Origin of the sequence: Streptomyces sp., assembly GCF_035645055.1 — a bacterium.
Classification (GTDB): Bacteria; Actinomycetota; Actinomycetes; order Streptomycetales; family Streptomycetaceae; genus Streptomyces.
On sequence record NZ_DASQNH010000050.1, the window covers coordinates 15,284 to 28,616 of the forward strand.

A 13,333-nucleotide genomic window follows, 5' to 3' on the forward strand; every position below is an offset into this window, starting at 1 on the left:
GCTGTACCGCTCACCAGTCACGGCCAGGGGGCGTACGCGGCGCGCCTCCACCGCGTACGACGCCTGGGAAGGGACCGACGTGACACGCAAGACGGTGCGTATCGCCATGAACGGTGTGACGGGGCGCATGGGCTACCGCCAGCACCTCGTCCGCTCCATCCTCGCCCTCCGGGAGCAGGGTGGCCTCGACCTCGGCGACGGCACCGTGCTGTGGCCCGAGCCGATCCTGCTCGGCCGCCGCGAGCACGCGCTCAAGGCGCTCGCCGAGAAGCACGGCCTGGAGCACGTCTCCACCGACCTGGACGCCGTCCTCGCCGACCCCACCGTCGACATCTACTTCGACGCGCAGGTCACCTCGGCCCGCGAGGACGCCATCCGCAAGGCCATCGCGGCCGGCAAGCACGTCTACACCGAGAAGCCCACCGCCACCGGCCTCGACGGCGCCCTGGAACTGGCCCGCCTCGCCCACGAGAAGGGCATCAGGCACGGCGTCGTCCAGGACAAGCTCTTCCTGCCGGGCCTGCTCAAGCTCAAGCGCCTCATCGACGGCGGCTTCTTCGGCCGGATCCTCTCCGTGCGCGGCGAGTTCGGCTACTGGGTCTTCGAGGGCGACTGGCAGGCCGCCCAGCGCCCGTCGTGGAACTACCGCGCCGAGGACGGCGGCGGCATCGTCGTCGACATGTTCCCGCACTGGGAGTACGTCCTGCACGAGCTGTTCGGCCGCGTGAAGTCCGTCCAGGCCCTCACCGCCACCCACATCCCGCAGCGCTGGGACGAGGAGGGCAAGCCCTACGACGCCACCGCCGACGACGCCGCCTACGGCGTCTTCGAACTCGAAGGCGGTGCCATCGCCCAGATCAACTCCTCCTGGGCGGTCCGCGTCCACCGCGACGAACTGGTGGAGTTCCAGGTCGACGGCACCGAGGGATCGGCCGTCGCGGGCCTGCGCACCTGCCGCGTGCAGCACCGCAGCGCCACCCCCAAGCCGGTCTGGAACCCGGACATCCCCGCCACCGAGGTCTTCCGCGACCAGTGGCAGGAGGTCCCCGACAACCAGGACTTCGACAACGGTTTCAAGGCCCAGTGGGAGCTGTTCCTCAAGCACGTCTACGCAGACGCCCCCTACCACTGGGACCTGCTCGCCGGTGCCCGCGGCGTCCAGCTCGCCGAACTGGGCCTGAGGTCCTCGGCCGAGGGCCGCCGTCTCGACGTGCCGGAGGTCTCCCTGTGACCATCCAGCTCCCGGACGCGACCGGCGGACTGCGCGCCTACGAGCCGCGCGCCGAACCCCTCGCCGTCACCCCCGGCGCCCCCTTCACCTCCCGTACGGTCTTCTCCGCGGCGCACGTCGTCGCCGACCCCTACGCCGACGTCACCCCCGACTCCCCGGCCGCCGTCGACTGGGACGCCACCCTCGCCTTCCGCCGCCACCTGTGGTCCCACGGACTCGGCGTCGCCGAGGCCATGGACACCGCCCAGCGCGGCATGGGCCTGGACTGGGCGGGCGCGGCCGAACTGATCCGCCGCTCGGCGGCGGAGGCCAAGTCGGCCGGCGGCCGCATCGCCTGCGGCGTCGGCACCGACCAGCTCGCGGGGGGCACCCTCGCCGAGGTCCGCGCGGCCTACGAGGAACAGCTGGCGGTCGTGGAGGAGTCCGGCGCCCAGGCCATCCTGATGGCGTCCCGCGCCCTGGCGAAGGCCGCGTCGGGCCCCGAGGACTACCTGGAGGTCTACGGCCACCTGCTCCGCCAGGCCGCCGAACCGGTGATCCTGCACTGGCTGGGCCCCATGTTCGACCCGGGCCTGGAGGGTTACTGGGGTTCGGCCGACCTCGACGCGGCCACCGGCACCTTCCTGGAGGTCATCGCCGCCCACCCGGACAAGGTCGACGGCATCAAGGTGTCCCTCCTGGACGCGCGGCGCGAGATCGACCTGCGCCGCCGCCTCCCGCAGGGCGTCCGCTGCTACACCGGCGACGACTTCAACTACCCCGAGCTGATCGCGGGCGACGAGCAGGGCTTCAGCCACGCCCTGCTCGGCATCTTCGACCCGCTGGGCCCGCTGGCGGCGGAGGCGGTCCGCGTCCTGGACACCGGGAACACGGCGGGCTTCCGCGACCTCCTCGACCCGACGGTGGAGCTGTCCCGCCACCTCTTCCAGGCCCCCACCCGCTTCTACAAGACGGGCGTGGTCTTCCTGGCCTGGCTGGCCGGCCACCAGTCGCACTTCACCATGGTCGGCGGCCTCCAGTCGGCCCGCTCCCTGCCGCACTTCGCCCGCGCCTACGAGCTCGCCGACGGTCTCGGCCTGTTCCCCGACCCCAAGCTGGCGGAGGAGCGGATGAAGACCCTGCTCGCGATGTACGGGGTGACCCAGTGACCGGTCTCGAGCGCTTCAGCATCAACCAGATGACGGTGAGGCAGCTGTCCCTGCCCGACCTGGCCGACGCCTGCACCGGCCTGGGCATCCGCAACGTCGGCCTGTGGCGCGAGCCCGTGCAGTCGTACGGCCTGGAGGCCACCGCCGAACTGGTCCGGGACGCGGGCCTGACGGTGACCACCCTGTGCCGCGGCGGCTTCCTCACGGCGATCGACCCGGCGGAACGGGCCGCGGCCCTCGCGGACAACCGGCGCGCGGTCGACGAGGCGGCGACCCTGGGCACCGACACCCTCGTCCTGGTCTCCGGCGGCCTGCCCGCCGGCTCCAAGGACCTGCGCGGCGCCCGCGAACGCATCGCCGACGCACTGGCCGAACTCGGGCCCTACGCCGAGCGGCACGGCGTACGGCTCGCGATCGAGCCCCTGCACCCGATGTACGCCGCCGACCGCTGTGTGGTGTCGACCCTCGCCCAGGCCCTCGACCTCGCGGAACGCCTCCCCGCCCACCAGGTCGGCGTCACCGTCGACACGTACCACATCTGGTGGGACGACCGCGCCCCCGAGCAGATCGCCCGCGCGGGCGCCACCGGCCGCATCCACACCTTCCAGCTCGCCGACTGGACCACCCCGCTCCCCGAGGGCGTCCTCAACGGCCGCGGCCAGATCGGCGACGGTGCCATCGACATGCGCGAATGGAAGGCGTACGTCGAGGCCGCCGGATACACCGGGCCCGTCGAGGTGGAACTGTTCAACGACGGGCTGTGGGCCCGGGACGGGCGGGAGGTACTGGCGGAGACCGCCGCGCGTTTCGTCGAACACGTGATGGAGTGACCTTCTCCGTGTGATGCTCGGAGGCATGTCGGCACAACTGGGCACGGTCACCGCACTCTGGCGTTACCCCGTCAAGGCCATGCTCGGCGAACGCCTCCGCGCCGCCGATCTCACCGCCCACGGCTTGGCGGGGGATCGGCGGCTGGCGTTGCTGGACCCGGAGAGCGGGGAGTTCGTCACCGCGATCCAGGCGCGGCTGTACCAGACGGTGCTCAGGTGCGCCGCGGCCCTGGACGAGGCGGGCGGCACCCGGATCACGCTGCCGGACGGCGGCGGCACGCACAGCACCGCCCCGGACGTCGACGCCGTCCTCTCCGGCCACGTCGGCAGGCCCGTCACCCTGGCCCCCACACCCGTGCCCGCGTCCCTCTTCGAGGGGGCGCCGGTGCACCTGCTCACGACGGCCACGCTGAAGCGGCTGGCCGCCGAGAACCCGCGTGGTCTCGCCGAGCCCGAGCGGTACCGGCCCAACCTCCTGATCGACACCGGCGGCGACGGGTTCGTCGAGAACCACTGGATCGGCCGCGAGGTGCGCGTCGGCGACGAGGCGGTGCTGCGGGTGGCCGCCGGGACACCCCGCTGCGCCATCCCGACCTTCGTCCACGGGGCCCTGCCCCGCGACCCGGAGGCGCTGCGCGTCATCCGCCGCGCCAACGCCGTCCCCGCCCGGCCCGGAAGGGACCCAGAGCCCATCGCCGGTGTGTACGCGGAAGTGGTGCGGGCGGGAAGGATCGCCGAGGGGGACCCGGTGAGAGCCTGAGGAAGAATCTCGGCACTCGCGTGCAACCCTTCGCCCACCTCGCCGGTCGTATGTGGCATCAGGACTTCTGGAGGGGGATCCGGGGGGATCACGGGGTTCTGACGGAGGGGGAGAAGCCGAGGGGCCCGGTCGCGACCGGGCCCCTCGAAGCATCTGCGGCACGCCTCGTCTAGAAGAACACCCCGCACCGCAGCAGCACGTTCGCGTACGGCCGTGCCTCCCCGGTGCGGACGACCAGCCGGGCCTGCGCCGACAGTTCCTTCAGGCGTTCGTGCGGGACCAGCGTCAGCCGAGGAAAGCGGTCCGCCAGCAGGCGTGCCGCCGCCGGATTGGCGTCCCGGATCTCGGTCGCCGCCGTCGCGCCCTCCACGACGAGTTCGTCCAGCAAGCCCTCCAGCACTTCCCCGAACGACGGCACCCCGGCCCGGAAGGCCAGGTCGACCACGTGCGGGCCGTCCGGTATCGGCATCCCGGCGTCGCACACCAGCACCCCGTGGCCGTGGCCGAGTCCGGCCAGTGCCCCGGCGAGCCGGCGGTTGAGGATTCCGGCCTTCTTCACAGCGCCGCGACCTCCGCCGCGGTCGGGTAGGACTCCTGCGCGCCCGCGCGGGTGACGGCCGCCGCGCCGACGCGGGCCGCGTACGCCGCCGCCTCCGCGAGCGGCTCCCCGGCCCCCAGCCGCCAGGCCAGCGCCGCCGTGAACGCGTCGCCCGCGCCGGTGGTGTCCACGGCCTCGACCTGCACGGACGGCACCCGGGCGACCCCGTCGGACGACGCCACCAGCGCGCCCGCCGCGCCCAGCGTCACCACCACCGACCGGGGCCCCTTGGCGAGCAGCAGCCGCGCCCAGTCCTCGGGCTCCTCGCTCACCTTCGCCTCGCCGAGCAGTACCTTCGCCTCGTGCTCGTTGACGATCAGCGGATCGCAGGCGGCCAGCACCTCCGTGGGGAGCGGGCGCGGCGGGGAGGGGTTGAGGACGAAACGGCTGTCCGGGGAGAGGTTCCGGACGACCTCCACGACCGTCTCCAGCGGGATCTCCAGCTGCGCCGAGACGACCCGGGAGGCGTGGAAGAGGCTGCCCGCCGCGCGGATGTCGTCGGGCGTCAGCCGTCCGTTGGCGCCGGGCGACACCACGATGCTGTTGTCGCCGGACGGGTCGACGGTGATCAGCGCGACGCCGGTCGGGGCGCCGCCGACCAGCACGCCCACCGTGTCGACCCCGGCGGCCCGCTGCGCATCCAGCAGCAGCCGGCCGTGCGCGTCGTCGCCGACCCGGGCCAGCAGCGCCGTACGCGCGCCGAGCCGGGCCGCCGCGACGGCCTGGTTGCCGCCCTTGCCGCCCGGGTGGACCGCCAGGTCGGAGCCCAGCACCGTCTCGCCGGGGCCCGGCCGGCGGTCCACGCCGATCACCAGATCGGCGTTGGCCGACCCCACGACCAGCAGGTCGTAGTCGTTCATCACATCTCTCCCCTGGTAGCGGATCGGGGCGGGCGGTCGCCGCCACCGTACGACGCCCGCCCGCCCGCTGCCGTGTCCCGCCCGCCGAAGCGGGCACGTCGTCTGAGCCGCAGCCGCAGCCGCAGCCGCAGCTGTCTCAGCCGCCGAAGCCGGCCACGTTCTCCTTCGTGACCACCTTGACCGGCACCTTCACCAGTTCCGCGGTCTGCTCGCCGTCGGCCGCCCGCAGCGCGTTGTCCACCGCGATCCGGCCCAGCTCCTTCGGCTGCTGCGCGACGGAGGCGTACAACGTGCCCGCCTCGACCGCCTTCAGGCCGTCCGGCGTGCCGTCGAAGCCGACGACCTGGACGGACTTCCCGGCCTTCGCGCCGAGCGCCTTGATCGCGCCGAGCGCCATCTCGTCGTTCTCGGCGAAGACTCCGTCGATGCCGGGGTGCGCCTGGAGCAGGTTCGTCATCACGTCGAGGCCCTTGGTGCGGTCGAAGTCCGCGGGCTGCTTGGCGACGACCCTGATGCCCGGGAACTCCTTCAGCCCGGCGGCGAAGCCCGCGCCCCGCTCCCGGCTGGCGGAGGTGCCCGCCTGGCCCTGGAGGATGACGATGGTGCCCTTGCCGCCCAGCTTCTCGGCGAGCGCGCGGGCGCCGAGCCTGCCGCCCTCGACGTTGTCGGAGGCGACCAGCGCGGCCGTGTCGGCCTTGTTGACGCCGCGGTCGACGCCCACGACGGGGATGTCCGCCTCGTTGGCGGCGCGGACCGAGGGCCCCGCCGCGTCCGAGTCGACCGGGTTGACGATGATCGAGCCGACGCCCTCGCTGGTGAAGTTCTGCAGCTGGTTGGCCTGCTGGGAGGCGTCGTTCTGGGCGTCCGTCACGGTCAGGTCGACGCCGAGCTTCTCCGCCCGCTCCTCCGCGCCCTCCCGGATCTGCACGAAGAACGGGTTGTTGAGCGTGGACAGGGACAGTCCGATCTTCTCCGTCCTCGCCGCCGACGAGCCACCGTGCAGCAGCGAGGTGGCGCCGACGACCGCCGCGGCGACCACGGCCGCGAGGACGTACGTCAGCGCCTGCCTGCCCCTGTCGCCGCCGCCCCCGGCGGTCACCGGGGTCGCCCCCGCCTTGCGCCGCACCGTGTCCAGCAGCACCGCCAGCGCGATCACGACACCGATGACGACCTGCTGCCAGAAGGCGGAGACGGAGAGCAGGTTGAGCCCGTTGCGCAGCACCGCCAGGATGAGCGCGCCGATCAGCGTGCCGGAGGCCTTGCCGGTGCCGCCCGCCAGCGAGGCGCCGCCGATGACGACCGCCGCGATGGCGTCCAGCTCGTAGCCCTGCGCGGCCTGCGGCTGCGCGGAGGAGAGCCGGGAGGCCAGGACGACGCCGGCCGCCGCCGCGAACAGCCCGGACAGCGCGTAGATCGCCAGCTTCTGCTTCTTCACCCGCAGGCCGGAGAGGCGCGCCGCCTCCTCGTTGCCGCCGATCGCGTACATGGAGCGGCCGATGTACGTGCGGCCCAGCACGAACGCCGTCAGCAGGCCCATGACCACCATGACCAGCACCGGGACCGGCAGCCAGCCGCCCAGCGTGTCACCGAGGTGCGAGACGGACTCCGGGAAGGCGATCGGTGAGCCCTGCGAGATCACCAGGGACAGACCGCGGGCCACCGACAGCATGGCCAGCGTCGCGATGAACGGCGGGAGTTTGCCGTACGAGATCAGGAAGCCGTTGACCAGGCCGCAGCCGATGCCCGTGGCGACGGCGAGGAGCACCGCCAGGGCCACCGGCACGCCCTCGCTGGTCGCGCTCCAGGCGAGGACCGTCGCGGACAGCGCCGCCACCGAGCCGACCGACAGGTCGATGCCCGCCGAGACGATGACGAAGGTGACGCCGAAGGCGAGGATCGCGGTGACGGCCGCCTGGACGCCGATGTTGAGCAGGTTGTCCGTGGTCAGGAAGTCCCCGGACAGCGCGGACAGCGCGACGACGAGGACGATCAGCGCGGTGAGCGCGCCGTTGTCGAGCAGCAGGCGGCGCAGGCCGGCCGGGCCGCCCGAGGTGCTCTTGAGCGTGTCAGTGGCCACGGGGGGCCTCCGTTTCCGTGTTGCTGGGGGTGCTGACGGCGAGCGCCATGACGGCGTCCTGGGTGGCCCGCTCGGCGGGCAGTTCACCGGCGATCCGGCCCTGTGCCATGACCAGGACCCGGTCGCTCATGCCGAGGACCTCCGGCAGATCGCTGGAGATCATCAGGACCGCGGCGCCCGCGGCCGTCAGCTCGTTGATCAGCTGATAGATCTCGACCTTCGCGCCGACGTCGATGCCGCGCGTCGGCTCGTCGAGGATCAGCACCTTGGTGTCGGCGAGCAGCCACTTGCCGATGACGACCTTCTGCTGGTTGCCGCCGGACAGCGTGCGCACCTGCTGGCCGAGGCCCGCCATCCGCACGCCCAGCTGCCGCGCGATGCGCGCGGCGGCCTCGCGCTGCCCCTTGAGGTCGACGAGCCCCGCTCGGGTCGCCCCGCGCAGGGTGACCAGGCCCAGGTTCTCCTCTACGGAGGCGTCCAGCACCAGACCCTGCCCCTTGCGGTCCTCGGGCACGAGCCCGATCCCGGCGGCCATCGCGGCGTTCACGTCGTGCCGCCTGAGCGCGGCGCCCGACACCTTCACCGTGCCCTTGTCGTACGGGTCGGCGCCGAACACGGCCCGCGCGACCTCCGTCCGCCCGGCGCCGACCAGCCCCGCGATGCCGACGACCTCACCGGCCCGCACCTCGAAGCCGACGTCGTGGAAGACGCCGTCCCGGGTGAGCCCTTCGACCGACAGCAGCGCGGGCCCGGCCTCGGCACGCGCGCGCGGGTACTGCTGCTCGATGGACCGTCCCACCATGAGGCGGACGAGTTCGTCCTCGGGCGTGGAGGCAGGCACCTGCCCGACGCTGCGCCCGTCACGGATGACGGTCACCCGATCCCCGAGAGCGGCGATCTCCTCCAGGTGGTGGGTGATGAAGACGATGCCGACGCCGTCCTCGCGCAGGGTGCGCACGATGGCGAACAGCTTCTCGACCTCTTCGCTGGTCAGCACAGCCGTCGGCTCATCCATGACGAGCACGCGCGCGTCCAGACTGAGCGCCTTGGCGATCTCGACCATCTGGAGCCGTGCGATGCCGAGTTCGCGCACCCGCGCGCGTGGGGACACCTTCACGCCCACGCGCTCCAGCAGGACGGCGGCCTCCGCCTCCATCCGCTTCCGGTCGATCATCCCGAGGCGGCGCGGCTGGCGACCCAGGAAGATGTTCTCGGCGACGGTGAGATCGGGAACCAGGTTGAACTCCTGGTAGATGGTGGCGATCCCGAGCCGCTCGGCGTCCTGCGCCCCGTGGATGCGCACCTCCTCGCCGCCGACCAGGACGCGCCCGGCGTCCGGCCGGTGGGCGCCGGAGAGCATCTTGATGAGTGTGCTCTTGCCGGCGCCGTTCTCCCCGAGCAGCACATGGACCTCGCCCCGGCGCAGGTCGAAGTCGACGCCGTCCAGCGCGACCACGCCCGGGAAGGCCTTCCGGATGCCCTCGATACGCAGCAACTCGTGCGGGTCATCGCTCACGACCGGCTCCTGTTCTCAGCGGGGGACTCGCCGCACGAGCGGCGTACGACGAGTCGGGCGGGGAGGGTGACGGACTGCGGGGGCCGCCCCTCGATTCGGTCCACCAGGGCGCGTACGGCGGCCCGGCCCAGCTGGCCCGTCGGCTGGGCGATCGCGGTGACCGGCGGATCGGTGTGCACGAACCACGGGATGTCGTCGAACGCGGCGAGCGCGATGTCGTCGGGAACGCGCAGCCCGCGCGCGCGAACCGCGTCCAGCGCGCCGAGCGCCATCAGGTTGTCGGCGGCGAACACGACCTCGGGCGGCTCGGGCAGATCGAGGAAGCCCTCGGTGACCCGCCGCCCGCTCTCGGCCTGGAAGTCGCCCTGCCCGATGTACTCGTCGGGCAGCGGCAGCCCGTACTCGGCGAGGGCCTCGCGAAACGCGTCCACCCGCTCGCTGCCGGTCGTGGTGGCCGCGGGCCCCGCGATGATGGCGAGCCGCCGGTGCCCCAGCCCGTGCAGATGCGCGACGAGATCCCGCACGGCGGCGCGACCGTCGGCGCGCACGACGGGCACGTCCACACCGGGAATCCACCGGTCGACGAACACCATGGGCGTACCGGCCCGCGCGGCGTCCAGCATCAGCGGCGAGCCACCGTCGGTGGGGGACACGAGCAGCCCGTCGATACGGCGGTCCAGCAACGTCCGTACGTGATGGTCCTGGAGGTCGGGCCGCTCGTCGGCGTTGCCGATGATGACGCTGTACCCGAGGGCGCGGGCCTCTTCCTCCACGGACCGGGCCAGCTCGGTGAAGTAAGGATTCAGCACGTCACTGATGACCAGCCCGAGGGTGCGGGTCTGGTCGGTGCGCAGCGACCTGGCGACGGCGTTCGGCCGGTACCCCAGCGCCTCGACGGCGGCCAGCACGCGCGCGCGTGCCTCGGGGCTCACGGACGGGTGCTCGTTCAGCACCCGCGAGACCGTGGCGACGGAGACGCCGGCCTCGGCGGCGACGTCCTTGATGCTCGCCATCGCCTGTCCACCTCCTCGTGGAAAGCTCATGGAATCGATTACATCGACCTGCACGGAGGATTGGAATCGATTACACGGGGGTTAATCAAGCCCTCGACGGGAGGCCGAGACAGGATCGTGATGTACGGCGCTCAGATGAGCGGCGCCGGGGTCGCGGGCCGGGCACACCGGGATCAGGCTGGAAGCAGGGGAGTCGTCGAGGTCCGCTCGGACCGGAACCGGAGGAGCCATGACGTCCGCGACCCGGAACGACGTCCCCGTCGCACTCGAAGGCGACGGGCTGGAACTGCGCATGAAGCCGCTCGGAGGCGGCATGTCCATCGGCTACCTCACCCTCCCCCGGGGCACGGACATGGGCCCGGCCCTGAAGGGCATGCCCGACGACGCCTGCCAGTGCCCGCACTGGGGCTACGTCCTGAAGGGCCGCATCCGGATGCGCACGGCCGGGGGCGAGGAGACCTACGAAGCGGGCCAGGCGTACTACTGGTCGCCGGGCCACGTCCCGGTCGTCGAGGAGGACTGCGAACTGGTGGAGTTCTCCCCCACGGAGGAGTTCGAGAAGGTCATCAACCACGTGGTGTCGCAGGCCGGCTGAACCGCAGGTGGCTTCAGAGGTTGCCGTGGGGGCCGCCCGCTTCTCGGCCGGTGTCGTGCTTCCGCGACCCGGGTCGGCTCAGCGGCTTGTGGCCGGTGGGCGGGTTCCTCGCTGGGGGTGATCGGAACCTTTGGGCAGCGGGCGGAGGGGAGGCTTCGGGGCGGGGGCTGGTGACGCACTGTGCTGGCCGTGTGGCTGGCCCAGATCTTCCAGTCAGCCGTGCGTGCGGTGCGCGGGACGTAGTCAACCCCACGGTCACAGGCTCACTCCGTTGCGAACAACTCCGCCGCGTCCGCGGCATGCACGGCTCGCTGGGCCCAGAGCTCCAACTGGTCGAGGTCGGTGCAGGTGTCGACGCGCTGCCGGATGTCGTCGGGCACCGAGACCCCGCGCCACTCCAGGATGCGGAGCACCATCTGCCGCCGATCCTCGATACGGCCCTCTTCCCGCCCTTCTTCCCGCCCCTCCTCGCGCACCTGCTCGGCCAGCGGGTGTCGCCAGAAGTACTGGATCGCCGCCATCAGGTCCCTCCACATCTGCTTCGCCCGGGGGTCGGCCAGGCATGAGTCGACGAACTGCACGAAGACCGCGGCACTGTCGGAGTCGATGGTCCGCAGGGCGGATGCCAGGGATTCCAGTATGGCCGGGGCTTGCGGGCCACGCCCGTGTGTCATGGCCGAGAGCACCGCGAGGGGTGCGTCCCTCTCGGCCTGCCGCTCGTCCGCGATCACGGGCACGTTGTCCGGGCCCAGCACGAGCGGCCGTGCCGTGAGTGAGTTCAGGGCCGGCTGCCCCGCTCGCGGTCGTTCACCTTCCCCTGCGACTCGACCACGAGGAGGTACGTCCCCTCGTCCGTCTCCGCCCGCAGCAGCGTGTCCACCCGGCGTTCCACCGGTTCGATCTCCGTCAGATCGACGTTCAGCGCCGCGATCTCCCGAGGCTCGGGGAACGGCACGTGCAGCGCCTCATGCGACGAGCCGACCATCAGGAGGCCTCCAGCTCACACCACACGTACTTCCCCCGGTTGCCGAATCTGGACAACGGCTGCCACCCCCACAGGTCGGAGCAGGCCCGCACCAACGAGAGCCCTCGCCCTCCCTCCAACTCCGTCACCTGGTCGAGGGTCATGGGCGGCTCGGGCGGTTCGGGGTCCGCGTCCCAGGCCCCGATCCGCAGCGTCCCCGGCGGCGCCCAGCGCACCCGTAGCGCGGCCGGCCCTTTGGTGTGCCGTACGGCGTTGGAGACCAGCTCGGTGGCCAGCAGCTCGGCGACGTCAGCGCGGCCGATGAGTCCGTGCATGGTCAGGATCAGGCGGAGGGTGCGTCGGCAGACGGTGACGGCGCGGACGTCGTTCGGGATATAGAGGGAGTACTCCCATGGTTCGTTTTCGGGCATGCGTCAACTCCGGTTGGTCAGTGGGGAGTCATGCGGGGGCGAGTGGTGTCGTTGCCGCAGCCGTCATGGCAGGACGGAGCGGTGCGCTTCCGGAGCCCGGTTTCACTCAGTGAGTGTCGTGTCACCGACGGTAGACCTAATTGTTTAAGTTCCGCAAGTCGATCGCGTACCCTGAACCCCGAACGAGTCGGCCTTGTCAGGCTGTTGGGAGAAGCAGGCGATGGCACTGAGGAGCGAGCCGACGGCGCGACAGATGCGCCTTGCGGTGGAACTGCGCAGGCTCCGCGAGGCGGCAGGCCTCACCGCCCGCGAGGCGGCGACCCTGCTCGGGGTCAGCGCTCCGCAGATAAGCCAGATCGAGGCCGGCCTCACGGGTGTGAGCGAGAAACGGCTGCGCCGCCTCGCGGCCAACTACTCCTGCCCCGATCTGGAGTTCGTCGATGCCCTCGTAGGCATGGCGCGTGATCGGACCACCGGCTGGTGGGAGGAGTATCGGGGTCTCCTGCCGATGCCCTTCCTGGACCTTCCCGAGCTGGAGCACCATGCGAGCTACCGATGGGATGTGGACTTCCTGCACGTGCCGGGCCTTCTGCAGACAGAGGACTATGCCCGGGCGCTCTTCTCCTATGTGAATCCCGAGTTCCCGGAAGAGGAGGTGGAGCGCTGGGTGGAACACCGGATGAGGCGGAAGGTCGTGATCGAGCGCCCCGACCCGATTCCCTACGAGGCTGTGATCCACGAAGCGGCACTGCGTATCAGGGTCGGTGACCGTACGGCAGCGCGGGCTCAGCTGACTCAGGTCCTGGAGCTGTGCGAGGCCTCGCACATCACCGTGCGCGTCGTTCCCTTCGACCTCGACGGCTTCGGCGGAGCCGGTAGCGCGATGGTGTACGCGGGCGGCCCGGTGCCTCGGTTGGACACGGTGGTGCGCGACGGTCTCAACGGTCCTGTGTTCATCGATGCGGAATCCCAATTGGATCGCTATCGAACCCTTTTCCGTAGGGTGAAGGCGGTGTCACTTGAGCCCAGCCGCTCGCGTGACTTCATCCACAAGCTGGCGAAGGAGCTATGAGGACATGACGACCCCCGACATCTGGCGAAAGTCGTCCTACTCCGGTGGTGGACAGGGCGATGCCTGCGTCGAGATCGCCCACCGCCCCACCCACATATCCATCCGCGACTCCAAAACCCCCACCAGCCCCCACCTCACCTTCGCCGCGGAAACCTTCTCCACCTTTCTCCAAGCCCTCAAAGTGCCTCCCCAGGCCTGACCCACCCCCGCTGTCACACCCCACCGGTACCGTCGGATC

General features: G+C 71.6%; 13 protein-coding genes and 1 pseudogene. 7 read left to right on the forward strand and 7 right to left on the reverse strand.

Annotated elements, in window-relative coordinates; translation table 11 throughout:
* The first annotated feature begins 79 nt into the window (after positions 1-79).
* Genes VE614_RS16440 through VE614_RS16455 form a run of 4 tightly spaced genes read left to right on the forward strand, consistent with a single transcriptional unit; the run spans position 80 to position 3,969 of the window.
* Positions 80-1,231: a Gfo/Idh/MocA family oxidoreductase gene (locus VE614_RS16440; protein ID WP_324937135.1), complete on the forward strand. Its 1,152-nt coding sequence runs from the start codon at positions 80-82 to the stop codon at positions 1,229-1,231.
* Positions 1,228-2,379 carry a dihydrodipicolinate synthase family protein gene (locus tag VE614_RS16445; protein ID WP_324937137.1) on the forward strand — a complete coding sequence of 384 codons (1,152 nt, stop codon included), beginning with the start codon at positions 1,228-1,230 and terminating at the stop codon, positions 2,377-2,379. The genes VE614_RS16440 and VE614_RS16445 overlap by 4 nt, the downstream gene beginning before the upstream one ends.
* Positions 2,380-2,408: 29 nt before the next feature.
* Positions 2,409-3,209: a sugar phosphate isomerase/epimerase family protein gene (locus VE614_RS16450; protein WP_324937372.1), complete on the forward strand. Its 801-nt coding sequence runs from the start codon at positions 2,409-2,411 to the stop codon at positions 3,207-3,209.
* Between the two features lie 25 nt (positions 3,210-3,234).
* Positions 3,235-3,969 carry an MOSC domain-containing protein gene (locus VE614_RS16455; protein WP_324937139.1) on the forward strand — a complete coding sequence of 245 codons (735 nt, stop codon included), beginning with the start codon at positions 3,235-3,237 and terminating at the stop codon, positions 3,967-3,969.
* 169 nt (positions 3,970-4,138) lie between these two features.
* Here VE614_RS16455 and rbsD read toward each other — a convergent pair whose 3' ends face one another.
* The 5 genes from rbsD to VE614_RS16480 all read right to left on the reverse strand — a co-directional run bounded on the left by rbsD (position 4,139) and on the right by VE614_RS16480 (position 10,033).
* Entirely contained in the window at positions 4,139-4,528 is a 390-nt protein-coding gene (gene rbsD / locus VE614_RS16460; protein ID WP_324937142.1) for a D-ribose pyranase, read from the reverse strand.
* Positions 4,525-5,427, reverse strand: a complete 903-nt coding sequence (locus tag VE614_RS16465) for a ribokinase (protein WP_324937144.1) — start codon at positions 5,425-5,427, stop codon at positions 4,525-4,527. Before VE614_RS16465 ends, rbsD begins: the two co-directional genes overlap by 4 nt.
* A 136-nt stretch (positions 5,428-5,563) precedes the next feature.
* A complete protein-coding gene (locus VE614_RS16470; protein WP_324937146.1) occupies positions 5,564-7,504 on the reverse strand; it encodes a substrate-binding domain-containing protein in 1,941 nt (646 codons plus the stop codon).
* Positions 7,494-9,020 carry a sugar ABC transporter ATP-binding protein gene (locus VE614_RS16475; protein WP_324937148.1) on the reverse strand — a complete coding sequence of 509 codons (1,527 nt, stop codon included), beginning with the start codon at positions 9,018-9,020 and terminating at the stop codon, positions 7,494-7,496. The genes VE614_RS16470 and VE614_RS16475 overlap by 11 nt, the downstream gene beginning before the upstream one ends.
* Positions 9,017-10,033: a LacI family DNA-binding transcriptional regulator gene (locus VE614_RS16480; RefSeq protein ID WP_324937150.1), complete on the reverse strand. Its 1,017-nt coding sequence runs from the start codon at positions 10,031-10,033 to the stop codon at positions 9,017-9,019. Before VE614_RS16480 ends, VE614_RS16475 begins: the two co-directional genes overlap by 4 nt.
* Before the next feature lie 229 nt (positions 10,034-10,262).
* On the opposite strand from VE614_RS16480, the gene VE614_RS16485 reads away from it, so the two are divergent.
* Positions 10,263-10,628 (forward strand): hypothetical protein, encoded by a 366-nt coding sequence (locus tag VE614_RS16485; RefSeq protein ID WP_324937151.1) that lies wholly within the window; start codon positions 10,263-10,265, stop codon positions 10,626-10,628.
* A gap of 263 nt (positions 10,629-10,891) precedes the next feature.
* On the opposite strand, the pseudogene VE614_RS16490 reads toward VE614_RS16485, so the two are convergent.
* Positions 10,892-11,613, reverse strand: a pseudogene (locus tag VE614_RS16490) (hypothetical protein).
* On the reverse strand, positions 11,613-12,023 hold the full coding sequence (locus tag VE614_RS16495; RefSeq protein ID WP_324937153.1) for an ATP-binding protein: 411 nt from the start codon (positions 12,021-12,023) through the stop codon (positions 11,613-11,615). Before VE614_RS16495 ends, VE614_RS16490 begins: the two are co-directional and overlap by 1 nt.
* A gap of 220 nt (positions 12,024-12,243) precedes the next feature.
* On the opposite strand from VE614_RS16495, the gene VE614_RS16500 reads away from it, so the two are divergent.
* Together VE614_RS16500 and VE614_RS16505 are read left to right on the forward strand one after the other, a co-directional pair.
* Positions 12,244-13,095: a helix-turn-helix transcriptional regulator gene (locus VE614_RS16500; protein WP_324937155.1), complete on the forward strand. Its 852-nt coding sequence runs from the start codon at positions 12,244-12,246 to the stop codon at positions 13,093-13,095.
* A 4-nt stretch (positions 13,096-13,099) separates the two neighbouring features.
* Positions 13,100-13,294, forward strand: a complete 195-nt coding sequence (locus VE614_RS16505; protein ID WP_324937157.1) for a DUF397 domain-containing protein — start codon at positions 13,100-13,102, stop codon at positions 13,292-13,294.
* The last annotated feature ends 39 nt before the right edge of the window (positions 13,295-13,333 follow it).

Excerpts from the sequence above, each read along its gene's own strand:
- VE614_RS16465 (WP_324937144.1), bottom strand. The coding sequence starts at position 5,427 with ATGAACGACTACGACCTGCTGGTCGTGGGGTCGGCCAACGCCGATCTG.
- VE614_RS16450 (WP_324937372.1), top strand. The coding sequence starts at position 2,409 with ATGACGGTGAGGCAGCTGTCCCTGCCCGACCTGGCCGACGCCTGCACC.
- VE614_RS16495 (WP_324937153.1), bottom strand. The coding sequence starts at position 12,023 with ATGCCCGAAAACGAACCATGGGAGTACTCCCTCTATATCCCGAACGAC.
- VE614_RS16500 (WP_324937155.1), top strand. The coding sequence starts at position 12,244 with ATGGCACTGAGGAGCGAGCCGACGGCGCGACAGATGCGCCTTGCGGTG.
- VE614_RS16485 (WP_324937151.1), top strand. The coding sequence starts at position 10,263 with ATGACGTCCGCGACCCGGAACGACGTCCCCGTCGCACTCGAAGGCGAC.
- VE614_RS16480 (WP_324937150.1), bottom strand. The coding sequence starts at position 10,033 with ATGGCGAGCATCAAGGACGTCGCCGCCGAGGCCGGCGTCTCCGTCGCC.
- VE614_RS16455 (WP_324937139.1), top strand. The coding sequence starts at position 3,235 with ATGTCGGCACAACTGGGCACGGTCACCGCACTCTGGCGTTACCCCGTC.
- VE614_RS16505 (WP_324937157.1), top strand. The coding sequence starts at position 13,100 with ATGACGACCCCCGACATCTGGCGAAAGTCGTCCTACTCCGGTGGTGGA.